21 protein-coding genes, 1 other RNA gene and 1 riboswitch are annotated in these 22,305 nt (G+C 68.5%); of the genes, 5 read left to right on the top strand and 17 right to left on the bottom strand.

What is annotated here, in order from left to right; translation table 11 throughout:
* Positions 1-65: 65 nt before the first annotated feature.
* The 9 genes from AB0F44_RS06100 to ftsE all read right to left on the bottom strand — a co-directional run bounded on the left by AB0F44_RS06100 (position 66) and on the right by ftsE (position 7,752).
* Complete coding sequence (locus tag AB0F44_RS06100) at positions 66-473, bottom strand: HIT family protein (protein WP_357353634.1); 408 nt, start codon at positions 471-473, stop codon at positions 66-68.
* Positions 470-1,297 (bottom strand): hypothetical protein, encoded by an 828-nt coding sequence (locus tag AB0F44_RS06095; protein WP_357353633.1) that lies wholly within the window; start codon positions 1,295-1,297, stop codon positions 470-472. The genes AB0F44_RS06100 and AB0F44_RS06095 overlap by 4 nt, the downstream gene beginning before the upstream one ends.
* 37 nt (positions 1,298-1,334) lie before the next feature.
* The gene (locus tag AB0F44_RS06090; RefSeq protein ID WP_357353631.1) at positions 1,335-2,216 is read right to left on the bottom strand and encodes a phenylalanine 4-monooxygenase; all 882 of its coding nucleotides are present in this window, start codon (positions 2,214-2,216) and stop codon (positions 1,335-1,337) included.
* A 221-nt stretch (positions 2,217-2,437) separates the two neighbouring features.
* Positions 2,438-2,809: a transfer-messenger RNA gene (gene ssrA / locus AB0F44_RS06085) on the bottom strand.
* A 93-nt stretch (positions 2,810-2,902) separates the two neighbouring features.
* Positions 2,903-3,382, bottom strand: a complete 480-nt coding sequence (gene smpB / locus AB0F44_RS06080; protein ID WP_350664157.1) for an SsrA-binding protein SmpB — start codon at positions 3,380-3,382, stop codon at positions 2,903-2,905.
* A 65-nt stretch (positions 3,383-3,447) separates the two neighbouring features.
* The gene (locus AB0F44_RS06075; RefSeq protein WP_357353629.1) at positions 3,448-4,719 is read right to left on the bottom strand and encodes a peptidoglycan DD-metalloendopeptidase family protein; all 1,272 of its coding nucleotides are present in this window, start codon (positions 4,717-4,719) and stop codon (positions 3,448-3,450) included.
* Between the two features lie 75 nt (positions 4,720-4,794).
* Positions 4,795-6,072, bottom strand: a complete 1,278-nt coding sequence (locus AB0F44_RS06070) for a peptidoglycan DD-metalloendopeptidase family protein (protein WP_357353627.1) — start codon at positions 6,070-6,072, stop codon at positions 4,795-4,797.
* Positions 6,073-6,095: 23 nt separating this feature from the next.
* Positions 6,096-7,004, bottom strand: a complete 909-nt coding sequence (ftsX, locus tag AB0F44_RS06065; protein ID WP_357353625.1) for a permease-like cell division protein FtsX — start codon at positions 7,002-7,004, stop codon at positions 6,096-6,098.
* 58 nt (positions 7,005-7,062) lie between these two features.
* Complete coding sequence (gene ftsE / locus AB0F44_RS06060) at positions 7,063-7,752, bottom strand: cell division ATP-binding protein FtsE (RefSeq protein WP_008358693.1); 690 nt, start codon at positions 7,750-7,752, stop codon at positions 7,063-7,065.
* A gap of 74 nt (positions 7,753-7,826) precedes the next feature.
* Here ftsE and AB0F44_RS06055 point away from each other — a divergent pair, with 74 nt between their 5' ends.
* Complete coding sequence (locus tag AB0F44_RS06055) at positions 7,827-8,444, top strand: hypothetical protein (RefSeq protein WP_357353623.1); 618 nt, start codon at positions 7,827-7,829, stop codon at positions 8,442-8,444.
* Positions 8,445-8,463: 19 nt separating this feature from the next.
* Here the strand turns inward: AB0F44_RS06055 and AB0F44_RS06050 are convergent, their stop codons facing one another.
* From AB0F44_RS06050 to AB0F44_RS06015, 8 genes are all read right to left on the bottom strand, one after another.
* The gene (locus AB0F44_RS06050; RefSeq protein ID WP_357353621.1) at positions 8,464-11,622 is read right to left on the bottom strand and encodes a BTAD domain-containing putative transcriptional regulator; all 3,159 of its coding nucleotides are present in this window, start codon (positions 11,620-11,622) and stop codon (positions 8,464-8,466) included.
* Between the two features lie 84 nt (positions 11,623-11,706).
* Entirely contained in the window at positions 11,707-12,546 is an 840-nt protein-coding gene (locus tag AB0F44_RS06045; protein ID WP_357353619.1) for an NlpC/P60 family protein, read from the bottom strand.
* A gap of 300 nt (positions 12,547-12,846) precedes the next feature.
* Positions 12,847-13,632 (bottom strand): alpha/beta hydrolase, encoded by a 786-nt coding sequence (locus AB0F44_RS06040; protein ID WP_357353617.1) that lies wholly within the window; start codon positions 13,630-13,632, stop codon positions 12,847-12,849.
* 4 nt (positions 13,633-13,636) lie between these two features.
* A complete protein-coding gene (gene prfB / locus AB0F44_RS06035; RefSeq protein ID WP_350664170.1) occupies positions 13,637-14,755 on the bottom strand; it encodes a peptide chain release factor 2 in 1,119 nt (372 codons plus the stop codon).
* A 122-nt stretch (positions 14,756-14,877) separates the two neighbouring features.
* On the bottom strand, positions 14,878-15,693 hold the full coding sequence (locus AB0F44_RS06030) for a C40 family peptidase (RefSeq protein ID WP_357353615.1): 816 nt from the start codon (positions 15,691-15,693) through the stop codon (positions 14,878-14,880).
* 5 nt (positions 15,694-15,698) lie between these two features.
* Positions 15,699-15,870: riboswitch (cyclic di-AMP (ydaO/yuaA leader) on the bottom strand.
* A 214-nt stretch (positions 15,871-16,084) separates the two neighbouring features.
* Positions 16,085-16,765, bottom strand: coding sequence for a response regulator transcription factor (locus AB0F44_RS06025; protein WP_176884042.1), 681 nt, complete (start codon positions 16,763-16,765; stop codon positions 16,085-16,087).
* A 14-nt stretch (positions 16,766-16,779) separates the two neighbouring features.
* Complete coding sequence (gene ligD / locus AB0F44_RS06020) at positions 16,780-17,697, bottom strand: non-homologous end-joining DNA ligase (RefSeq protein WP_357353613.1); 918 nt, start codon at positions 17,695-17,697, stop codon at positions 16,780-16,782.
* A complete protein-coding gene (locus tag AB0F44_RS06015; RefSeq protein WP_357353611.1) occupies positions 17,697-18,665 on the bottom strand; it encodes a DNA ligase in 969 nt (322 codons plus the stop codon). Before AB0F44_RS06015 ends, ligD begins: the two co-directional genes overlap by 1 nt.
* A 154-nt stretch (positions 18,666-18,819) precedes the next feature.
* Between AB0F44_RS06015 and AB0F44_RS06010 the strand changes: the two genes are divergently transcribed.
* The 4 genes from AB0F44_RS06010 (at position 18,820) to AB0F44_RS05995 (ending at position 22,275) form a co-directional block, all read left to right on the top strand.
* A complete protein-coding gene (locus tag AB0F44_RS06010; RefSeq protein WP_350664180.1) occupies positions 18,820-19,662 on the top strand; it encodes a Ku protein in 843 nt (280 codons plus the stop codon).
* 111 nt (positions 19,663-19,773) lie between these two features.
* Positions 19,774-20,133: a YciI family protein gene (locus AB0F44_RS06005; RefSeq protein ID WP_350664182.1), complete on the top strand. Its 360-nt coding sequence runs from the start codon at positions 19,774-19,776 to the stop codon at positions 20,131-20,133.
* Positions 20,130-21,404 (top strand): sigma-70 family RNA polymerase sigma factor, encoded by a 1,275-nt coding sequence (locus AB0F44_RS06000; RefSeq protein ID WP_357353608.1) that lies wholly within the window; start codon positions 20,130-20,132, stop codon positions 21,402-21,404. Before AB0F44_RS06005 ends, AB0F44_RS06000 begins: the two co-directional genes overlap by 4 nt.
* Positions 21,405-21,456: 52 nt before the next feature.
* Entirely contained in the window at positions 21,457-22,275 is an 819-nt protein-coding gene (locus tag AB0F44_RS05995; RefSeq protein WP_357353606.1) for an alpha/beta fold hydrolase, read from the top strand.
* The last annotated feature ends 30 nt before the right edge of the window (positions 22,276-22,305 follow it).

The following is a 22,305-nucleotide window of genomic DNA, read 5'->3' as shown; positions in this document are numbered from 1 at the left end:
GCCGCCGACCTCGCCCCGACCTCTTGATGGCCGAAGCCGTACGCCTCGGTGAACTCGGCCCCGACTCAGCCGAGCACGGCGCGGAGCCGGTCGGCGTACTCCTTCTGTTCGCCGTCCTTGTATTTGTGGCGGGGCCAGAAGAAGCCCTTGAGGCCGTCGCCGCGGGTTCGCGGGACGACGTGGAGGTGAAGGTGTGGGACGGACTGGCTGACCACGTTGTTGACCGCGACGAAGCTGCCTTGGGCGCCGAGCCCGTCCACGACTGCGGCGGCCAGGCGCTGGGCGTTGCCAACGAAGCGTTCGTGCAGGTCAGGAGGGAGATCGAGGAGTGTGGCGAGATGCTGTCTGGGCACCATCAGGATGTGGCCCTTCTGGACCGGCCGATGGTCGAGGAAGGCGAGAAAGCTCTCGTCCTCGAAGACCACCTCGGCCGCCAGGTCACCGGCGACGACGTCGCAGAAGACGCAGCTCACGACTCGTCTCCCCACGACAGCGTTGCGACCACGAGGTCGACGGTCGGCAGGGCCACGTCGGCGAGGTCGGGGTGCGGGAAGGAGTAGATCAGCCGCGACTCGTAGAGCCGGTCGGGCGAGGCCACCCACCGCTCCCCCACCGTCGTGGTCTCGGCCTGCAGCGGGTGCCGCACCATGCCGAACGGAGCCGGCCGGCTCAGCGCGACCGCCAGCCCGGCCGGGCGCCGCCCGACCCGCTGCAGCCAGAAGGCCAGGAACGCCGCGCCCTGCTCGGCGGCCGCGTTCTTGGCGGCAGTCATCCACTGCGCCCAGTCGGGCTGATCGACCCTGGACCGCTGCACCTTCGGGAGGACCTTGGCGGCCAGGTCGGCGAGCTGGTAGTCGCGTACGTCCTCGTCGGACATGTCCACCACGTACCACTCCTGCGCCTTCGGCAGCCGCAGGTCGACGTGCGGCTTGGGGCCGATCGCCTTGAGTACGTCCTTGATGCCCGCCCGGAACTGGTTCGGCCCGGCCGGGTCAAAGGTGACGTACGCGATCTCCTCGATGTTGGCGGTGAGGAACTCGCGCAGCCCGTCGGCGTTACGCAGCTGCGCGCGCCGGCGGGTGTCCTCGGCGAGGAACTTCTCCAGCGCCTCCTGGGAGGAGAAGAGCATCGCCTCATACGGTGGCCGGTTGCCGCGATCCCCTGGAAAGACCCTGATCCGGGCCTCGTCGAGCTGGGGAACGACAACCTGCCCCGTACGCAGCGCAGCACCGACCGCGTCGGCGTCGGCGGCGGCGAGCGCCGCCTCCAGCGCGCGGTTTCGGTAGCTGTCGATCATCATCCGAGGCTAACGCCTCGGAACCGGTCGAATCGGCCTAGACGGCGCCGAGACGCTGTGGCGTGTCGTCGTCGCAGGTCGCGAAGAAGTTGCCGACCTCATCGACCATGTGGCTGAACGACTCCGCCGCGAAGAGCACCGGCTGGTAGTGGGTGATGTCGTAGTCGACCGTCGCCATCTGGGCGAAGTCGATCGGACGCACCTCCACCTCATGCATCTCCTCGATCTCGCCGTAGGACGAGAGCAGCCCGGCCCCGTAGGCCTTCAGGTCGCCGTCCTCGCGGAGCACGCCGAACTCGATGGTGAACCAGAAGACGTCGGCCACGACCTGGAGCGCCTCCCTGGTCTCGACGCGACGCGCGGCGGCACCTGCGAGACGCTTGACCTCGGCGACCTGAGGGTCGGCGAGAAGGTTCCCGTGGCCGATCACCTCGTGGATGATGTCGGGCTCCGGGGTGTAGAGCGGCACGGCGTGGTGACGCAGGTACTGCGTCGAGTGGAACTGCCCGTCGGCCAGGCTCCCGTAGAACTCCTCCAGCGGGACGATCCCCGCGGCCGGGACGTACTCGAAGCCCGTCAGCGGCTTCAGGCCGGCGCTCACCTCGTCGAGCTGTGGCACCCGGTCCTGCGGGAGGTTGAGGGCCTCCACGGCCGCGATGTAGTTGCGGCAGGCGTACTTCGCGTGCAGCGGTGCGATCTCCCGGCACACCGTCCGCCAGATCTCGTTCTCCGTCTCGGTGTAGTCGATCCGGGGAACCGCGTCCCCCGGCTTCCAACCCAGCGCCGCGGCAGCGATCTCGCTCCGCCGTGCCCGGTAGTCCTGGTCTGCGAACCCGGGGTGGTTGTCCCCCAGATGCACCTCGACCTGCCCATCCTCGCCCACGGTGACGGGTGAGTAGAGCTGTCCTTCCTCGAACATCCTTACCTCCATGTGACGTACGCCTCACAACCCTATCGCGCACGCAAGAGAAGTCATCCCGCCAGGGAGATGAACAACCGGAAGTCTTCCGCTCGGCGAAACACCAGCCAGCGGAACCAGGGGGTGCGGGTGGCGAAGCCCCCGCCGCGACGCGAAGCGTCGCCTGAAAATGACGAACCGACGTGGCCCGCGCGAAGCGCGGGCACACGTCGGCCAAAGGTTCGTGGAGCTGCGGGGAATCGAACCCCGGTCCTCGAGCGCCGTGCCAGGTCTTCTCCGGGTGCAGTCTGTGGGTGGCGTTCTCTCATCCCCGGGGCTCGACGCAGACACGTCCCCGACAGGCTCAGCCGACTAGATGTCCCTCATGCCCCGTCGGCACGTGCATGAGGTGGAGTCTCCTAGATGACGCCTGGATCCGAGCCGGAGACGGATACTCGGTCAGACGCTTCGATCACCGCGTCAGGCGGCGAGAGCGAAGGAACTGCGCTTAGAGTCGGCAGTTATTGGTTTCCAGCGATCGTTTACGAGATGACGCTGGCTCCTCGACCCGCTTCCCCTGGGAGCAACGTCCCAAGTCGAAACCGATCAGCCCCTTTTGAGTTTTCAACGCCTGCAACCAGGCAACGACATAACACTACAGGCCCCCGCCGACATTCCCCACTCGGTTAATTCCGGCCGGGAAGCCCTCAACCCGTCATGCCCTTGAGCTTGCGGCCGACCTCGACCTCGGCCTCCCGCTTGGCCGTACGCTCGGCGATGGTGTTGCGCTTGTCCCACGACTTCTTGCCCTTGGCGACGCCGATCTCGACCTTGGCGCGGCCGTTGAGGAAGTAGAGGGCGAGGGGGACGACGGTGAGTCCCTTCTCGGAGACCTTGCGCTCGATCTTGTCGATCTCGGCCCGGTGCAGGAGCAGCTTGCGCTTGCGGCGGGCGGCGTGGTTGGTCCAGGTGCCGTTCAGGTACTCCGGGATGTGGATCCCGTGGATCCAGGCCTCGCCACGGTCGATGTCGATGAAGCCGTCGACCAGGGAGGCGCGACCCTCACGCAGCGACTTCACCTCGGTGCCCTGCAAGACCATGCCGGCCTCGTAGGTGTCCTCGATGTGATAGTCGTGTCGCGCCTTCTTGTTCTGCGCGATCATCTTGCGCCCCTGCTCCTTCGCCATTCCTCCATTCTCTCAGGCGCAGGGTCATGACCGCGAAACGTTTAGGCCCCCAGTTGCACAACCGGCTACACACCCAGCAGCGGCATCGGGTCGATGATCTCGCCGTCCCGCAGGATCATGAAGTGCAGATGGCACCCGGTGGACCAGCCGGTCGTCCCGGCGAGCCCGATGACATCGCCGCGCGCGACCGGGTCGTCGACGGCGCTGCGGTACGCCTCGAGGTGGTTGTAGACGGCCGTGTAGGAGTGTCCGTTGATCTTGCCGAGGAAGAGGTGCAGGCGGTTTCCGTACGCGTCGTTCCACTCCTGCGCGATGACCGTGCCCGACTCGGCGGCACGCAGCGGCGTGCCGCAGGGGGCGTGCAGGTCGACCCCGTCGTGCAGCTTGTACTCCCCTGTGGTCGGGTGGGTGCGCATCCCGTAGGGCGAGGTGACGTACGAGTCCGCGACCGGCATCGCCAACATGCCCGCGAGCGTGTCGACGGTCCGGTTCTGCGCGCCCTCGGCGAGGGCGGCGATCTTCTTCTTGAGTGCGGCATCCTGCTTCTCGAGCTCGGCGAGGACCTTGCGGTCCTCCTCGGCCAGCTCGGCGGCCTTCGTCCGGGCGGCCGCGGTCCGTGTCACGAGGGCGGCGATCTCGTCGCGGGCCTCGGCCGCGCGGGCTCGGAGCCGCTTGACCTCGGCGACCTTGTGGGCGGCGGTCCTCTCGGTGGCTGCCACGGCCGCGGTGGCCCGTCGCTGGCCACGTTCGCGGCGGGCGACCAGCCGCTCCCCTGCTCGCAGCCGGTCCAGCGTGCTGGCCTTCGAGGAGGTCACCGCGTCGGTGTAGTTGCGCCGCCGCATGAGCTCCTCCAGCGTCGCCCCCTCGAGCAGCGCCGAGAACTCCTGGAGCCGCGGGTCGCCGACGGCGGTGAACTCCTCCAGGATCGTGTCGCGCAGGTCCTCCTGGGAATCGCTCGCCCGCTTCCGCGCGGTGCGCAGGTCCGTACGCGCGGCCTCGAGCACGGCTCGCTGCCGCTCCAGGGACGCCTCGGCGCGTCGATGTGCGCGGGCGGACGTCCGCAGGCGTAGGTCAGTCTTCTTCAGCCGGGACCGAGCGCCGGCCAGCCTCTTCTGGGCGGTGGCCAGGGCCGTGGTGGCTCGCTGCAGGGCGTCGCTGGAGTGCTCGACGGCGTGCTGGGCCGCCTCCTTCTCCTTCTCGATCTGCTCCTGCTGGTCATCGAGCGAGTCGTCGGCTCGGGCGAGCGGGGTGATCAGCGTCCCGGCGAGCACGCAGCCGATGAGCAGCGCGAGCAGGGGACGGCTCAGACGGATGGCGCCGAGTCGCGCGGGGTGCAAAGCATTGCCTCCGGTGGCAGTGGGGGGTGACCGGACGAGCAGGAGACGATACCCCCCAGGGCTCAGCCGCCGAATTCAGCCCAGCAGTGGTGCCGGGTCGACCGGAGTGCCGTCGCGCAGGATCGTGAAGTGCAGGTGGCAGCCCGTGGACCAGCCGGTGGTGCCTGCGTACGCCACGGTCTCACCGCGCCCGACGGTCCCTGAGCTCTTCGCGTAGCTCGAGATGTGGTTGTAGACGGCGGTGTAGGAGTGCCCGTTGACCTTGCCGAGATACAGGTGCAGGCGGTTGCCCCACACGCTGGAGTACGAGGTCGAGATGATCTGCCCCGAGTCGACCGCGAGCAGGGGGCGGCCGCAGGGCGCGGAGAAGTCGGTGCCGTTGTGCAGCGAGACATAGCCGTAGATCGGGTGCTTGCGGATCCCGTAGGGCGAGGTGACGTAGGTGTCGGTCACCGGCGGTCCGAAGAGCCCGCCGACCGACCCGACGTTGCGGTCGGAGCCGGAGCCCGCCGAGGCGAGCGACCGGATCTTCGTACGCAGCGCCGACTCCTCGGACTCGAGCTTGCGCAGCTCGGCGGCGTCCGCCGCGCGGGCCGCCTCGGCCGACTGCTTCGCGGTGGCCGCCTGGTCGGCGAGCGTGGACATCTCGGCGTGGGCCGCGGCGGCCTGGTCGCGGAGCGAGTCGACCTCGGCGACCAGCTCCCGGGCCTTCTTCTCCTTGGCCGCGATCGCGTCGGTCGCCTCCTGCACCTCGCCCTCGCGGACGACGAGCATCGTCTCGGTCGCCTCCATCCGCTGGAGGGTGGCATCCTGACCAGCCGAAGCCGCGTCGACGTACGTCTGCTGGCGCATCAGGTCCTCGAGGGAGCCTCCGGAGAGCAGCGCCGCCGCCTGGGCGAGCCGCGGGTCTCCCCCGGTGAACCGGGTCAGGATCGCGTCGCGCATCTCCTCGCGCTGCGCCTTCACCTCGGCCTGGCCCTCGGCGAGCTCCCGCTTCGCCTCGGCGAGCAGCAGCTTCTGCTCGGCGAGCTCGGCCTCGAGCTTGGTGTGAGCGGCCTGCACCTCGACGAGCTTGGCGTTGAGCTCATCGAGACGGGTCTGGGCCTGATCGAGCTTCTTCCGTGCCGCGGCGTACGTCGCCGATGCCTTGCGGAGGCCGGCGCTGGAGTGCTCGAGATCCTCGGCGGCGGCCTTCTGGTCCTGCTGGACCTCGCGCTGCTCCTGCTCGAGGCGGTCCTTCTCGTCGGCGGAGGAGGGAAGGGTGGGCGAGAGCAGCACGGCAGCCACCACGGCGCAACTGAGCACAGCGGCGAGCGAACCGGCACGGGGGCTGCGGACACGGGGGCAGTGCACGGCCCGACGGTAGGGGATCCGGGTCAGACCTTGATGTATTTGCGGGTGAGCAGGAGTGTCGGGACGAGCGTGAGCAGGATGCCGAGGATCGCGACGATCGCGAAGGAGCTGAAGAACTCCTCCCAGCCGACCCACTGGGTCACCGCGGTGGACGAGAGCCGCTGCTCGACACCGAAGTACATCACCGCGGCCAGGGCGATCCCGGACAGCCCGATCCCGACCAGGGCCACCACGAGCGACTCCAGGAGGAACGGCAGCGCGATGTAGAGGGTCGAGGCACCGACCAGTCGCATGATCCCGATCTCACGACGTCGGGCGAAGGCTGCCAGCCGGATGGTGTTGGCGACCAGCAGCAGGGCCGCGATGACCAGCACGATCGCGCCGACCAGCGCCGCGCTCTGCAATCCGTCGACGGCGGCGAGGATGGGCCCGGTGACCTCGTGGACGTCGCCCACGTGGTCGATGCCGTCCAGACCGGCGACCGCCTCGATGATCTCGGCGGAGTGGTGCGGGTCGGTCATCGTGACCCAGTAGGACTCCCACATGTCGCTGGACTTGACCACCGGGTCGGGACCGCTGACGCCTTCGACGTCGAGAGCCTGCAGCCGCTCGTAGGCCTGCTCCTGGCTCTCCTCCTCGATCTTGTCGACGTACCTGTTGTCCTTGAGCGCGTCGGTGATGACCTGCTTCTGGCTGTCGTCGACGGCGCCGGCGCACTGCGGGTTGCGGTCGTTGGCGCCGTTGCACATGTAGAAGGTGATCTGCAGCTCGTCGCCCCAGACCTCCTCGGTCAGCTGGGCCTGCTCACGCAGCAGCAGGCCGACGCCGGCGAGGGTGAGCGAGACGAGCAGCGTCAGGGCCACCGCGACGTGCATCGACAGGTTGCGGCGTAGCCCCTGGCGGAGCTCGGTGAATACATAGCGCAGCTGCATGGCGGGTCGAGGAACCTTTTCTGGTTGTGGAACCTGGTCGAAAGGTGAGAGGGCCGGCTCAGAACTGAGCGCCGTAGCCGCCCTGGACCTGGTCGCGTACGAGGTGGCCGTGCTCGAGCTCGATGACGCGCTTGCGCATCTGGTCGACCATCTGGACGTCGTGGGTCGCCATCACGATCGTGGTGCCGGACCGGTTGATGCGGTCGAGCAGGCGCATGATGCCGACGGTATTGCCAGGGTCGAGGTTTCCGGTCGGCTCGTCGGCGATCAGGATCATCGGCCGGTTGATGAAGGCGCGGGCGACGGCCACGCGCTGCTGCTCACCACCGGAGAGCTCGTCGGGCATCCGGTCGCCCTTGCCGTCGAGACCGACCAGCTCGAGCGTCTCCGGGACGCGCTCCCGGATCTCGCGGTTGGAGTGGCCGGTCACCTGCATCGCGAAGGCGACGTTCTCGGCGACGTTCTTGTTGGCCAGAAGGCGGAAGTCCTGGAAGATCGTGCCGACCTGGCGGCGCAGCCGCGGCACCTTCCAGCCGGCGAGCCGGTTGATCTCCTTGCCGGCGACGTAGACCCGGCCGGTGGTCGGGCGCTGCTCGCGCAGCATCAGCTTGAGCGCCGTCGACTTCCCTGAGCCGGATTGGCCCACGAGGAAGACGAACTCCCCCTTCTGGATGTCGATCGAAAGGCTGTTGAGGGCGGGGCGCGCCTGCCCTGGGTAGGCCTTGCTGACCTTCTCGAAGCGGATCACCGCACCGAGGGTAGTGCAATGGTGGTGGGCTCAGCACTTCGGCTCTGAGATACCTGCCCCTGTACTCTGACGGCGTGCGCTCTGCAGTCCGGATCCTCATCGGTGCCGTAGTCCTCACCGCGATCGCGGTCGGGGTCGGCGTACTCACCCTGAAAGACGACGAGCCAGAGGTCGCCGAGGTGAAGGGCGACCTGAGCACCACGGACACCACCAAGATGCACGTACGCCGCGGCGCGTTCTGCGACCGCGTGCCGACGAAGGACGCGACCGAGGCCCTCGGCGGTGCCGCCGCCGAGAAGAAGGCCTACGGCGACGGCGACCAGACCGCCATCTCGGGCGAGGTCAACGACGTCTCGCAGGAGTACGGCTGCATCTGGACCGGGCCGGAGAACTCGGCCACCTCGGCCCGAGCCTGGGTCTTCGCCCCGCCGGTCACCCTGGACTGGGCCACCCAGATGACCAAGAGCGTGCCCAAGGGCTGCAAGGCCGCGTCGACTCCTGCGTACGGGAAGCCGTCGGTCGCCCTCACCTGCACCGACGCGAAGAAGCAGCCGAAGGTGGTCTACCGCGGCCTCTTCGGCGACGCCTGGCTCTCCTGCGAGCTCACCGGCAAGGCCGGCGAGGCACCTGCGACGGTCCAGAAGCGCGCCTCCCGCTGGTGCCTGGTGACCGCCACCGCGGCCGCCGCCTGAGGTTGCGGGTAGGCACCGCTTAGCCCCGGGCGCTATCTGGCTCTCCGTACGAGCGACGCGCCTCGGCGAGGTGCGCCCGCGCACGGGCCGCCCATACACCGTAACCCTGGGCCTCTGCGATCGCGACGGACTCATGAATCACCGCAATCGCCGCTCCCGGGTCACCATCTGCGACCAGGCTCCAGCCGAACCCGTCAGCAGCCAGCGCGATCCCGCGCGGCTCTCCCAGATCCCGAGCGATCTCGTACGCCTCCTGGCCCGCCGTACGTGCCTCGCTGCTGCGGCCGACCTGGACATACAGCCGACTCATCTCGTCGAGGGTCGAGAGCACACCACGCGGATACCCTCGTCGCCGATAGCCACGTAGCACCACGTCAAGCAGTGCCTGAGCCTCCACGGTGCGACCGAGCTGCCGCAGGGCACTGGCCCGGTTGCCCTGGTTGGCCAGGACGGCGGTCTCCCGCCCCGCCGCGTGGTTCAGGTCCTGAGCGCGCTTGAAGGCTTCGGCGGCCTGCTCGAACTCGCCGCTCTCCAGCAGCGCCATCCCGAATCCGTTCAGCCCCAAGGCGAATGCGTGGCTCTCCTCGCCATCGGCCAGCGCCATGCTCCGCTCGAACCACTCCCGAGCATCAAGGAGCGCCCCGGACTCATAACGCTGCCAGCCGACGTCATGCGCGACCCAGGCGGCCGCCTGGGTCCACCCGCAGGCCTCGGCCAGTGCGCTGGCCCGCAGGGTGTCCTCGAGTGATCCGTCGTCCATACCAAGCGCGCCACGGGCATAGCTCCGACAGATGTACATGGCGGTTCGCGCCCGATCGTCGTCGACCTTCTCGGCGGCGATCAGCCCGGCCTCGGCCAGGCGGAGCCAGCCCTCGCGACGGCGCAGGAACAGATAGCCCCGCAGCTGGTCCACGATGCGCCAGGAGAAGTCGAGCAGAATGCCCTCCTCCACCGAGGACTCGACCAGCTCGAGCATTGCCGGATACTCCTGGTCCAGCCAGGCCATCGCCGCATCTTCGTCGAAGAATGCTGACGCCCTGTCGGCGTGAACCGCCGCCCCGAGCTGCGGGACGACCCGATCGACGGCGGCCGTCGCTCGATCGAGATACCACCTGGCCAGTCGATGACGAGCCGGCTCAGCACCATCCTCCCTGCCGCTGCCACCGGCGAACTCATGTTCGGCATAGAGTCGCAGCAGGTCATGAAAGCGATAACGCTCGGCCGAATGCTGATAGAGCATGTTCGCGTCGAGCAGCTCCTCCAGCGAGTGCCTGCTGGCAGCTTCGTCTTCGTCCAGGAGCACAGCGACCGAGTCGACACCGAAGTCATCAGCCGGGAGCAGAGAACACATCCGGAACGTACGCCGCGCCTGCACAGACAAGGTGGCGTAGCTCAGGCGGAAACTGCCGAGCACACTCACCTCACCGACGACCAGCTCGCCGAGCATGTCGGTGGCACCATCAAGTCTTCGAGCAAGGTCGGCCGCGGAGGATCGAGGCCGATGAGCCAGCTGGCGGGCCGCAATCCGTAGCGCCAGCGGAAGGTCCCCGCAGGATCGAGCCAAGGCAGCCATCGCCTCAGCGTCCTCGCCCGAGCGTCGGGAAACCTCTTGGATCAGCCGCACCGAGTCGCTCGGATCGAGCACGTCAAGACTGATGGAGACAGTGCCATCCACGTCGGGTAGCACGCTGCGGCTGGTGATCAGGACATCGCTGCGCCCCGCTCCAGGCAGTAGGGGCCAGATCTGCCTCGCCTCCTGAACATTGTCGAGCACCAGCAGGACCCGGCGCTCGGCCAATCGGCTACGCAGCAACGCGGCGGCCTCATCGACGTCCGGAGGAACGTCCTCGACGCCCTGGGCCCTCAAGAACCGGCCGACCACGTCGACGGCGGCGATCGACCGACCCACACCGGCACGCAGGTCCACGAACAGCTGACCGTCGGGATAGCCGGTGCGCAGCCGATGCGCAGCAACAAGCACCACCGAGGTCTTGCCGACACCTGCCGGGCCACTTACCAAGACGACCCGTCCAGTGGACTGAGCTTCATCGCTGCCGAGAGCGCGCTCGATCTCGGCGATCACCGCTTCCCGGCCGACAATGTTCGGAGGCGGCGCCGGCAGCTGCTGCGGCGCCGGCGACTTGCGCGGCCGCCGGCCGCGCCACCGCTGCTGGATGACGTCGAGATGGGCCGAACGAAGCTGCTGCCCGGGATCCATCCCGAGCTCGTCGGCGAGTGCTCGGCGTATCTCTTCGTAGCGACCCAGCGCCTCGGCCTGGTGGCCAGCAGCCGCAAGGCTACGGATGAGCTGGGCGTGCAACGCCTCGTCAAGCGGGCGCCGCCCACACATTGCTCGCAGCGGGACCAACGACTTCTCGGGAACCCCAGCCTCCCGCGCGGCCGCCGCGAGGGCGATCAGCGCTGCGACGTACTCCGTCTCGATCGCCTCCGGCACCTGCCCGAACCGCATCGGATCCGACTCGACTCCGCCACGCCACAGATCGGTGGCCTCGGCAAGATGGCGGACTGCGACCTCTGGTTCTGTCGCGGCCGTTCCCCTGGCGACGCCCGACCGAAACTCCAGCAGGTCCAGGTGCTGCGGCTCCAGCTCGAGCCGGATCCCCGCCGTGGTGGCCACCAGGCGGTCATTCGCGCCACGGTCCAGCAGGCGGCGCAACCGGGTGAGCTGGGTGCTGAGCGCCGCCGGTCCGGTTGCCGGAGGGTCCTCGCCCCACAGCGCCTCCAGGAGGGCGTCCCGTGAGACCACCTCGCCCGCCGCGAGAGCCAACCTGGTGAGCAGCACGCGCTGCTTCGCTGAGGCCAGCGGCACCGTCTCGCCTCCGACGCGAAGCACGAGCGGGCCCAGGACGTCGATCCGCAGCGCACTGGGATCGGCCTTCGCATCGACAGTCCGGGCTTGCCGCGCGGACCGCTGGCTCCGCAGGTCGGCAACCTCCGCCTCAGAGAGTCCCAGAGCACGCACGAGCGCCAGCAGCGACTCCTCTCGGGGTCGTCGGCTCCGACCCTGCTCGAGGTCTCGGACCGCGGCCAGACTGATTCCCGCCCGATCCGCCAGGTCACGCTGGGTCAAGCCCCGCCGTTTCCGCTGGATACGCACCAGCATTCCGAATGACTTCGTGGGGTCGTTGTGGGCTGCGTGCGGGGGGTCGGATGCCACGATCGAGAGACTATCGGCGGCAACGGGAAATGCCCCGAGAGGTGACCGTGCCGCAGTCACCCCTCGGGCGTGCGTGTGGGTTGATCAGGCGAACGGGCGCGCGACCAAGGATTTGGGACCAGAGACGTACGACACAGACGTGATCGACAGCGGCGTCCCAGGCTGCACCGCATGGATCATCTTCCCCTCGCCGAGATAGATCGCGACGTGGTCCACCGCAGCGTCATCGTCGTTGTTGAAGAAGAGCAGGTCGCCGCGACGCCGGTCATCCCACGCGATGTCCGCGTAGTTGGCGTACTGCGTGTCTGCGGACTTGTGACTCCCGATATCGAATCCGCCTGCCTGCATCGCCTTGTAGGTCAGCCCCGAGCAGTCGAAGTAGTCAGGCCCGTGAAAACCGAGGGCGTAGGGTGCGCCGAGCTGCTCCGCAGCGTACTCGATCATGCGCTCGACACCGTGGATGTCCTCGCCCCTACCGACCTGCCAGAGCACGTCGCCGGCGTCGTTGAGCAGCACGACATGCCCGTAGTCGGTCACCTTGAGTCGGGTGCCGCCCTTCCAGCGGCTGGTTCCGCTGGCCCAGACAGCCTTGCCCGACGCCGTCCAGATCACCACGTTGCCGTACTCGCTGATACCGACCTTGGTGCCACCGAGGCCGCCTGCCCGCGGATGCCACACGATCTCGCCGTCGGAGACCTGGCGAAGGATGAGGTTGCCCTCGGTGTGCATGGTCAGCGAGTAGTCACCATTGGGCGAGTAGAGCCTCTCGCCAGCATCCAGGGTGGTCCCGATCGAGATGCTCGAGGCCGCCGATGCCGGCGCCCCCGTGCCGAACACGAGCGCCGACGACGCGAGCACCGCGACCACCCCGGCGACGAGGAGACTTCTGGCGCGGCTGGCAATTCCGCTGGGTCCTGAGATCATGGGAGTCGTCCTTCGTGCTCTGCTGCCGCTGTTCGGCAGCTGGTGAGACGACCGTAGAACTCACGGATTTCAGCGCGCTGCCCGTACGTCAGGAGCGCCCGCACTCTGCCCGTACGTCAGTTCTGGTCGGCCTTCTCAGCACCCCGGCGCTAGCGGATGCTGGCCTCGAGGAACCCGTCAATGTCGCCGTCGAAGACGGCCCGCGGGTTGCCGACCTCGTAGGCCGTACGCGGCGAGTCATTTGCGCCAACCAAAGTCGAGTGCTTTAATCGACTTAGTCGCTCGGGTTGGGTAGGCACCTCACCGGGCGGCGCGCGCCGCCGCGGGCACTGAGTCAGAGCAGAGCCGGTCGGCGAGAGCGGGTGGGGTCCTTAGGGATGGGGATCCCACCCGCGACGCGAGCCATGCCAGGACGGTGTCGGCGAACTCGGCGGGCTGGTTGCGATGCACGAAGTGTCCGACGTCGAAGTGGACGAGATCGGCCTGCGGGATCCGCCGGGCGACCTTCTCGAGATCTTCCTGCGGGATATGGCTGTTGCCGCCTCCGGCCACGAGCAGGGTCGGCATCGGCAGCAGCTCGAGCTGCTCCCACATCCACGCGTCGTACATCGTCGCCTCGACCAGCAGGGACGCGATGCACTCCCAGTCGTGAGGCATCGGCCTGGCCGGGCGACCGGGCCGCCTGCGCTCGCGCGGCGCGGGAGGCACCACGTCCTCGATGATCAGCCGGGAGACCAGGTCGGGCCGGTGCATCGCGACCAAGAGCGCGACGTTGCCGCCGGTCGAGTGGCCGACGACCACGGCGCCCGAGATCCCGAGCGCGTCCATCGCCACGATCACGTCGTCGGCGATGAGCCGGTGAGAGTACTCCGAGGCCCAGTCCGAGTCCCCGTGCCCACGCATGTCGAAGGCATGCACCCGGTGGTCAGCGGCGAACTGCGGCATGACCCCCTGCCACCGCTTCGCACTGCCTCCGAGCTCGTGCAACAGCACCATCGGCACCCCGTCCTCTGGGCCGTAGGCGTCATAGACGTACGCCGCCCCGCGGCCCGGGAGTGGAAGCCTGGTGCGCGTCAGCGCATCCATCAGGTCAGTTCTGTTCGGCCTTCTCGGCGCCGCGGCGCCACCGGATGCCGGCCTCGAGGAACCCGTCGATGTCCCCGTCGAAGACCGCCTGCGGGTTGCCGACCTCGTAGGTCGTACGCAGGTCCTTGACGATCTGGTAGGGGTTGAGGACGTAGTTGCGCATCTGGTCGCCCCAGGACGCGGCGACGTCGCCCTTGAGCTCCTTGAGCTGCGCCTCCTCCTCGGCCTTCTTCAGCGCGAGCAGCTTGGCCTTGAGGACGATCATCGCGGCGGCCTTGTTCTGCAGCTGCGACTTCTCGTTCTGGCAGGAGACCACGGTGCCGGTGGGGATGTGGGTCAACCGGACCGCCGAGTCGGTGGTGTTGACCGACTGGCCGCCGGGGCCCGAGGAGCGGTAGACGTCGACCTTGATGTCGTTCTCGTCGAGGTCGATCTCGTCGGTCTGCTCCAGCACGGGTACGACCTCGACCGCCGCGAAGGAGGTCTGGCGGCGGCCCTGGTTGTCGAACGGGCTGATCCGCACCAGGCGGTGCGTGCCGGCCTCGACCGAGAGGGTGCCGTAGGCGTAGGGGGCGTGGATCGCGAAGGTGGCGGACTTGAGCCCGGCCTCCTCGGCGTAGGAGGTGTCGAAGACCTCCACCGGGTACTTGTTGCGCTCGGCCCAGCGGACGTACATCCGCATCAGCATCTCGGCGAAGTCGGCGGCGTCGACGCCACCGGCGCCGGAGCGGATCGTGACCACGGCCTCGCGGGAGTCGTACTCCCCCGAGAGCAGGGTGCGGATCTCCAGGCTCTCGACCAGCTTCTTCACCCGGCGAAGCTCGGCCTCGGACTCGGCGAGCGAGTCGGCGTCGCCCTCCTCCTGGGCCATCTCGACCATCAGGCCGAGGTCCTCGATGCGGGTGTGCAGCTCGGTGAACTTGTTGAGCTCGCCCTGCAGCAGCGAGAGGCGGCCGGTGACGCGGGTGGCGTTGTCCTGATCGTCCCAGAGGTCGGGCGCGGCGACCTGCTCGCCGAGGTCGGCGATCTCCTTGCGCATCGCGTCCAGGTCCAGCACCTGGCCGATGGTCTGCATCGTTGCCTGGAGCTGCTTGATCTCGGTGTCGAATTCGGGGCCTGCCACGTCTTACAGGTTACTTGACGCGTGGTGCCGTACCCGATTCGCGGACCCTCAAATATGCGCTCGCCCTCCGGTAGGGGAACCGGAGGGCGAGCGCCAGGGGGATATATGGGTCCCGAGAAGCCTCAGGCCTGGTGGGTCGAGCCGGCGAACCAGCCGTCCCAGGCAGCCTCTTCACGAACGGCCGAGCCCGGCTTGGGGGCGTGCAGCATGATCGCCTGACCATTCTCCCAGCGCAGGAAGATGCCCACGTGGTAGACCGGGCTGCCCCAGAACATCAGGTCGCCGCGCTGGATCTGGTCGTTCGGGACCGTCGGCAGCGCAGCGGCCTGGTCCCGCGAGACCCGGGGAAGCTCGATGCCGGCGGCGCTGAAGGCGTACTGCGTCAGACCGGAGCAGTCGAACGAGCTCGGGCCGGTGGCACCCCAGACGTACGGGTCGCCGATCTGCTCCGAGGCGACGCTGATCGCCCGCTCGATCTTGCCCTCCTGGCTCGCGGCGAAGGCCTTCGCCTCTGCCTCGGCCTTCTTCTTGGCCTCTGCGGCCTTCTTGGCGGCGATCGCTGCCTTGCGCTTAGCCTCGGCTGCCTTGCGGGCTGCCTCGGCCTTGCGCTCCTGCACCTCGACAGCCCTCTCGAGCTGCTTGATGTCGGTGAGCATCGCGGTGGGGGTGGCCGAGGCCTCCAGGGTCGGAGCCTCCACCACCTTGGCCGACTCAGCGGTCGACTCGAGGGTGGTGGTCTCGTGGGAGACCGGGGCGGCGTTGGCGGCGGGCACCGCCACCAGGGCACCGGCGGCGATGCCGCTGGCGAGGGTGATGCGGCCGATGAGCTTGCCGTGGCCGCTGAGAGATCCTGCGATCGACCGGGCGATCGAGACGTTCGGCGACCTGAACGGGCGCGGCGCGCCTCGATGGGCAGGGTTGGATACGGACTTGGACATGCGTGAGTTCCTTCCCACGCCTGCGAGGTGAGCTGTCGGGTTCGGGCTAGAAGGTTGCCCGGCCATCAAACGATGGCTTCACCCCAAGCGACCGTCCGAGTTAGTCGCGTGGAACTTGGGTCCCCCGCTCCTGTCCCATACGTACTGCTGAGTGTGAGGGTAAGGGGGTTCAGTAGTAGGGGCCGGCTTCCGGAGGGACAGGATTCGGCGTGTACCCGGGGCCGGTCGTGCGTTCTGCACGGCTCATCCAAGGTGACATGCGATTTGGAACGGATCCAATCCCGAATGCCCGAATCCGGAGCACAAACGGCGTGTTCACGCGTGACTTTGCCGTCGTTTGTGAGTCATCTCACCGAGTGAACACGTGTCTGACGCCGTGTCGAACTTGCGTTTACTCCGCTGCTTCGAGTCGGAAACCGACTCCGCGGACCGCGACGACCTTCTCCTGGACACCGGCTGCCTCGAGCTTCTGGCGAAGGCGTCCGACGGTGACGTCGAGCGTCTTGGTCGAGCCGTACCAGTTCTCGTCCCAGACCTCGGCCATCAGCCGGTCGCGGGAGACGACCTTGTCGCGGGAGGCGGCCAGGACGGCCAGGAGCGCGAACTCCTTGCCGGTCAGGGTCACCTCACGCTCGCCGGCGTAGACCCGGTGGGCAGCGACGTCGATGCGCAGGGCGTCGTCGTCGGCGCCGGGCTCGACCGGACCCGAGCGGCGCAGGAGGGCGCGGACCCGCGCCTGGAGGACGGCCAGCGCGAACGGCTTGGCCAGGTAGTCGTCGGCACCGGCGTCGAGCCCGACGACCAGGTCGATCTCGGCGTCACGGGCGGTGAGGATCATGATCCCGCCCTCGTAGCCGTTGTCGCGTGCGGCCTTGCAGACCTCGAGCCCGTCCATGTCCGGAAGGCCCAGGTCGAGCAGCACCAGCTCGGCGTCGTACGGAGGTGCCAGGAGCTCCAGCGCCTTCTTGCCGGAGTCGACCCAGGTGACGTCATAGCCCTCACGCTGGAGCGTGCGCACCAGGGGAGCAGCGATGTCCTCTTGGTCTTCTACGACAAGCACGGAGTTCGACATGAAGAGAACAATAGTTACAGCCCCGTAGGGCTTGTGAAGAGATCCCCCCTTTCAGATAAGCGCGTGATCACATCGTTAGGTCCCAGCTGGTCGATACCGAGCGGATCCTCGGCCCCTTCGGAGACCTCGTCCCAGGTGACCGGGGCGGCGACCGTCGGCGTCGCTTTGCCTCGCAGCGAGTAGGGACAGATCGTCGTCTTCGATCCCGAGTTCTGCGACCAGTCCAGGAAAACCTTGCCTGACCTGCGGCTTTTGGTCATCGTCGCGGTGACCTTGCGCGGGTGGGCCTTCTGAAGCTCCTCGGCGATCTCCTTGGCCAGCGCCGTGGCGACGTCCGGCTCGACGGGCTCCGGCAGGGCCGCGTACAGGTGCACGCCCTTGCTCCCGCTGAGCACCGGGGTCGCGGCGAGGTCACGGGCGCCGAGCGCCTCTCGTACGAGCAGCGCAACCTCACAGCACTCCTGCAGACCGGCCGGCTCGCCGGGGTCGAGGTCGATCACGATCCGGTTCGCGCCGGCCGGGGTGCCGTCGGCGCCGACCGTCCACTGATGGACGTGCAGCTCCAGCGCGGAGAGGTTCGCGGCCCAGGTGAGCGCGGCGAGGCTGTCGAGGATCGGAAAGGTGAGTGTTCCCTCCCTGTGGTCGGCGGTTCGGGATCCCGTTGTCGGGACGATGACGGTGCGGACCCAGCTGGGGGTGCCGGCCGGTGCGTTCTTCTCGAAGAACGACATGTCGCCGATGCCGTGGGGCCAGCGGATCCTCGTCACAGCCCTGTCCTGGAGCTGGGGCAGGAGCGCCGGCGCGACCTGGGCGTAGTAGTTGAGCACCTCGCCCTTCGTCATGCCCGTACGCGGATAGAGCACCTTGCTGAGACTGGTCAGGGTCAGGACCCTGCCGTCGACCTCGACGCGTACCTCTTCTCGTTCGACCATCACAGATCCTCCGGTGAGACGTCGTCCCTGATGCCGATGAAGCTCGGCTGCCGCAGCCGGCCCTTGTAGCTCGCCGCCGCGACGGCGGTGCCGTGGGTCTCCACCTCGACCACGAGGAGAGGCTCGACCCAGTGGGTGCCGCGAACGTCCAGCGACGGCACTCCCCCGTCGGGATCCACGTCGGGCCCGGCGAAGGGGTTCCGGCCGGTCTCGCGGAGCAGCTCCCCGAGCCGCTGGGCTCGCTTGCCGGTGATCCCGCTGCCGACCCGCCCGCGGTAGACCAGTCCGTCGGTCGTCGGCTGCCCGACGAGCAGGGCGCCGAGACGCTCGGTGCCGCCCTCGGTGCCCACCTCGGGTCGCCAGCCGCCGACCACGAGCGAGGCCCGGTAGCGGTGGGCCAGCTTGATCCAGTCCTTGCTCCGCTCCCCCGGCCGGTAGCGGCTGCGGCGCCGCTTGGACACGATCCCCTCCAGGCCCTGCGCCCGCGTCACCTCGTGGATCATCCGGCCGTCCTCGTACGTCGCCGGCACCTGCCACGACCCCAGGTCGCCGTCGGCATGGACGGCCTCGAGGATCTTGCGGCGCTCCGCCCAGGTCTCCTCGATGAGCAGCCGCCCGTCGAGACGGAGAAGATCGAAGACCATGTACGTCGCGGGGATCCGCTCCGCGAACCGCGCCGCCTTGCGGGCATCGCGGAGGTGCATCCGGTCCATCAGCACCCGGAAGTCGGGCAGCCCGGCCTCGTTGAGCGCGATCACCTCGCCGTCGACGAGCACGTCACGCGCCGGGCCGGTCGCGATCTCGGGCCAGGCGGGAGTCGCGTCGTTGTCGTTGCGTGTGGTCAGCCGGGTCTGCGTACGTCCTTCCGGGCTGTCGCCGAGGAGCCGGATCCCGTCCCACTTGACCTCATGGACCCACTCCTCCCCCGGCGGAACGTGGGCGCCAGGGGTGGCGAGCATGGGACGCATGCGTCCATCTTGCCTCCACCAAGTCGATGCGCCGGGCAGATCTGGCCCGTGCATTCCTCTCGCTCGCCGTGTGACTCGTGGGGTTAAGGGGTACCGAGAAAGCGGAATCCGGCAGATACTGGGCAAGTTGTTGCCGTTGCGGAGGGAAGCCACCATGCGTGCGATCTGGAAGGGCGCGGTCTCGTTCGGGCTGGTCAGCGTGCCCGTGAAGCTCTATTCGGCGACGGAGTCCCACGACGTCTCCTTCCGTCAGGTGCACCAGGCCGACGGTGGCCGGATCCGCTATCAGCGGATCTGTTCGATCGACGGCGAGGAGGTGCCCTACTCCGAGATCGCGAAGGGCTATGAGACCGAGGACGGCGAGATGGTCGTGCTCACCGACGACGACTTCGCCAACCTGCCGACGACCTCCTCGCGCGAGATCGCGGTGGAGAAGTTCGTACCGAGCGACCAGATCGACCCGATGCTCTTCGAGAAGAGCTACTACCTGGAGCCGGAGAACACCGGGGTCAAGCCCTACGCGCTGCTGCGCCAGGCCCTGCTCGAGGCCGACCGGGTCGCGCTGGTGACCGTCGCGCTGAGGCAGCGCACCACGGTCGCGGCGCTGAGGGTGCGGCCGACCGACAACGGCGACGTGATCGTGCTGCAGACGATGATGTGGCCCGACGAGATCCGGGTGCCCGACTTCAAGGTCGAGGCCGGCGAGATCAAGGACTCCGAGATCAAGATGGCCAACATGCTCGTCGAGACGCTCGCGGGCGACTTCCACCCCGAGGAGTTCTCCGACGACTACGCCGGCGCCGTCGAGGAGATGGTGAAGGCCAAGATCGAGGGCGGCGAGGTCGAGCGGACCCCCACCTCCACCAAGACCTCCGGCGAGGTCGTCGACCTGCTCGCCGCACTGCAGCGCTCCGTCGCCGACGCGAAGAAGTCGCGTGGCGAGGAGGTCCCCGATGAGGCCGAGGAGAACAAGAAGAAGAAGCCGAAGGCGTCCTAGGGCAACACGTACCCAAATCTCTGGTGCTGGCGTGTCGAAAGCGGCAGGCTCTTCTCGACGCGTAGGCGACGACGCGCAACGGACGCGACGCCGACACGCAAGGAGAAGCCGATGCGCTACATGATGTTCGTGAAGATGGACCCCGAGGCCGGGCCGCCCCCGGCCGCGCTGATCGAGGCGGTGGAGGCCGAGATCAAGCAGCAGTACGCCGACGGCATCCTGCTCGACGCCGACGGGCTCGGTCCCGCGGTGGAGATCCGGCTGACCGCCGGGGAGGTGACCCACATCGACGGGCCCTTCGCCGAGGCCAAGGAGGTCGCCGGTGGGTTCTCGCTCTTCGAGGTCCGCTCGCCCGACGAGGCCATCGAGCTCGGTCGCCGGATGATCCAGCTCCACGAGGAGCTGTGGCCCGGGCAGGACGTGGCCGTGGAGATGCGGCCGCTGTTCGGTCCGCCGACCCCGGCTGAATGAGCTCGCCCACCGAAGACGCGATCGTCGCGGTCTGGCGCAACGAGGCCGTACGTCTCCTCGCCGGTCTGGCGCGGATGACGCACGACCTCGACCTGGCCGAGGACCTCGCCCAGGATGCCCTCGTCGCGGCGCTGGAGCAGTGGCCGCACGAGGGCATCCCTCGCAACCCCGGGGCGTGGCTGATGTCGATCGCGAAGCGGCGCGCGATCGACGGGTTCCGCCGTGACGAGGTGCTGCGCCGCAAGGTCGCCCTGCTGGGCCACGAACTGGAGGAGGGTGAGATGCCTGACCTGGCTGCCGCGGTGGACCACATCGAGGACGATGTGCTGCGGCTGATGTTCCTCTCCTGCCATCCGGTGCTGGCCCCCGACTCCCGTACGGTGCTGACGCTGCGGCTGGTCGGCGGGCTGACGACCGCCGAGATCGCGCGGGCCTACTTCGCCAAGGAGTCGGCCGTCGGGCAGCGGATCTCGCGGGCGAAGCGCACCCTCGCCGAGGTCGGGGCGTCGTTCGAGCTGCCCACCGGCGAGGAGCGGACGGCACGACTGCGCGACGTGATGCAGACGATCTACCTGGTCTTCAACGAGGGCTACGCGGCGACATCGGGGCCGTCGTGGACCCGGCCCGAGCTGTGCCTGGAGGGGATGCGGCTGGCCCGGATGCTGGCCGCGCACGCCCCGGCCGATCCCGACGCGCAGGCGCTGCAGGGGCTGCTGGAGATCCAGGGGTCACGGCTCGCGGCCCGGGCCGACGCCGAGGGACACCCGATGCTGCTCGAGGACCAGGACCGGACCCGCTGGGACCAGCTGCTGTTGCGGCGTGGCCTGGCCGCGGTCGACCGGGCGACGGCGCTCGCCTCCTCCGGCACCCCCGGCGGGAGCTACCTGGTGCAGGCGATGATCGCCGCGTGCCACGGCCGCGCCCGGCGGGCCGAGGACACCGACTGGGCCGAGATCGCGCGCCTCTACGACATGCTCGCGACCGGCGTCCCGGGCGCCATCATCGAGGTCAACCGCGCGGTGGCGCACGGGCGTGCTTTCGGTCCCGATGCCGGGCTGGCCATTCTGGCGGCCCTCCCCGACGGCGCGCTTCCGGGGTCGCATCTGCCCGCCGGCGTACGTGGTGACCTGCTGCACCGCGCCGGGCGGCACCTCGAGGCAGCGGCGGCGTTCGAGGAGGCGGCGTCGTTGACCACCAACGCCGGGGAACAGGAGCTTCTGGAGAAACGTGCGGCCGCGTGTCGAAGCGACGAGGTCCCGTCCGACGCGTAAGTATCAACCGGGTCTCAAGGGGCTCGACCACCGCTGGATCAGGAGCAATGCCATGACCACCAAGACCACCACCTCCGCCGACGGCTCGACCATCGCCTACGAGGTCACCGGCTCGGGACCGGCGCTCGTGCTTGTCGACGGAGCGCTCTGCTACCGCGACATGGGTCCGTCGAAGGACCTTGCGGCGGCGCTGTCGGACAAGTTCACCGTCTACCGCTACGACCGCCGAGGGCGCGGCGAGAGCACCATCGCCGAACCGGCCACGCCAGGAACGGCGGAGGCCGTCGAGCAGGAGGTCGCCGACCTCGGGGCCGTGATCGAGGCCGCAGGCGGTCATGCCTACCTGCTCGGTCAGAGCTCGGGCGCCGCGCTGGCGCTGGAGGCGGCGCGTGCGGAGCTTTCGATCGACGCGATCCTCGCCTACGAGGCCCCGTTCATCCTCGATGACACCCATGAGCCCAATGACGCCGATCTGGGGGACAGGGTCGAGAAGCTGGTCGAGAGCGGCCGCCGGGCCGCGGCCGTCGAGCTGTTCCTGCGGACCGTCGGGATGCCATGGGTTGCGGTCAAGGTCATGCGGCTGACACCGGCGTTCAAGAAGCTGTCGGCTGTCGCGCACACTCTGCCGTACGACTTCTCGATCGTGCTGCCGTTCGAGCAGGGTCTGCCGCTTCCGCGGAACTACTACGAGCGCGTGAAGGTTCCGGTGCTGAACGTGGCAGGGAGCAAGAGCCCGACCTACATGACCAACGCCCAGCAGGCCATCTCCAAGGCCGTTCCCGACGGCCGCTACGTCGTTCTGGATGGGCAGAACCACATGGTCAAGGCCGACGCCTTGGCTCCGGTCGCCACCGAGTTCTTCACCGCCTGACCGACCCCGCCGGAGGGCGGCCTATCCTGG

Source organism: Nocardioides sp. NPDC023903 (assembly GCF_040639295.1).
In the GTDB taxonomy this organism is placed as follows: domain Bacteria; phylum Actinomycetota; class Actinomycetes; order Propionibacteriales; family Nocardioidaceae; genus Nocardioides.
This window is presented reverse-complemented; position numbering and strand designations above follow the sequence as displayed.

What these genes read in the sequence shown, in the direction of transcription:
- ftsX (WP_357353625.1), bottom strand. Translation starts at nt 7,004, where the DNA reads ATGCAGCTGCGCTATGTATTCACCGAGCTCCGCCAGGGGCTACGCCGC.
- AB0F44_RS06095 (WP_357353633.1), bottom strand. Translation starts at nt 1,297, where the DNA reads ATGATCGACAGCTACCGAAACCGCGCGCTGGAGGCGGCGCTCGCCGCC.
- AB0F44_RS06030 (WP_357353615.1), bottom strand. Translation starts at nt 15,693, where the DNA reads ATGTCCAAGTCCGTATCCAACCCTGCCCATCGAGGCGCGCCGCGCCCG.
- AB0F44_RS06040 (WP_357353617.1), bottom strand. Translation starts at nt 13,632, where the DNA reads ATGGATGCGCTGACGCGCACCAGGCTTCCACTCCCGGGCCGCGGGGCG.
- ligD (WP_357353613.1), bottom strand. Translation starts at nt 17,697, where the DNA reads ATGGTCGAACGAGAAGAGGTACGCGTCGAGGTCGACGGCAGGGTCCTG.
- AB0F44_RS06015 (WP_357353611.1), bottom strand. Translation starts at nt 18,665, where the DNA reads ATGCGTCCCATGCTCGCCACCCCTGGCGCCCACGTTCCGCCGGGGGAG.
- AB0F44_RS06025 (WP_176884042.1), bottom strand. Translation starts at nt 16,765, where the DNA reads ATGTCGAACTCCGTGCTTGTCGTAGAAGACCAAGAGGACATCGCTGCT.
- AB0F44_RS06000 (WP_357353608.1), top strand. Translation starts at nt 20,130, where the DNA reads ATGAGCTCGCCCACCGAAGACGCGATCGTCGCGGTCTGGCGCAACGAG.
- smpB (WP_350664157.1), bottom strand. Translation starts at nt 3,382, where the DNA reads ATGGCGAAGGAGCAGGGGCGCAAGATGATCGCGCAGAACAAGAAGGCG.
- AB0F44_RS06045 (WP_357353619.1), bottom strand. Translation starts at nt 12,546, where the DNA reads ATGATCTCAGGACCCAGCGGAATTGCCAGCCGCGCCAGAAGTCTCCTC.
- AB0F44_RS05995 (WP_357353606.1), top strand. Translation starts at nt 21,457, where the DNA reads ATGACCACCAAGACCACCACCTCCGCCGACGGCTCGACCATCGCCTAC.
- AB0F44_RS06005 (WP_350664182.1), top strand. Translation starts at nt 19,774, where the DNA reads ATGCGCTACATGATGTTCGTGAAGATGGACCCCGAGGCCGGGCCGCCC.
- AB0F44_RS06090 (WP_357353631.1), bottom strand. Translation starts at nt 2,216, where the DNA reads ATGTTCGAGGAAGGACAGCTCTACTCACCCGTCACCGTGGGCGAGGAT.
- AB0F44_RS06010 (WP_350664180.1), top strand. Translation starts at nt 18,820, where the DNA reads ATGCGTGCGATCTGGAAGGGCGCGGTCTCGTTCGGGCTGGTCAGCGTG.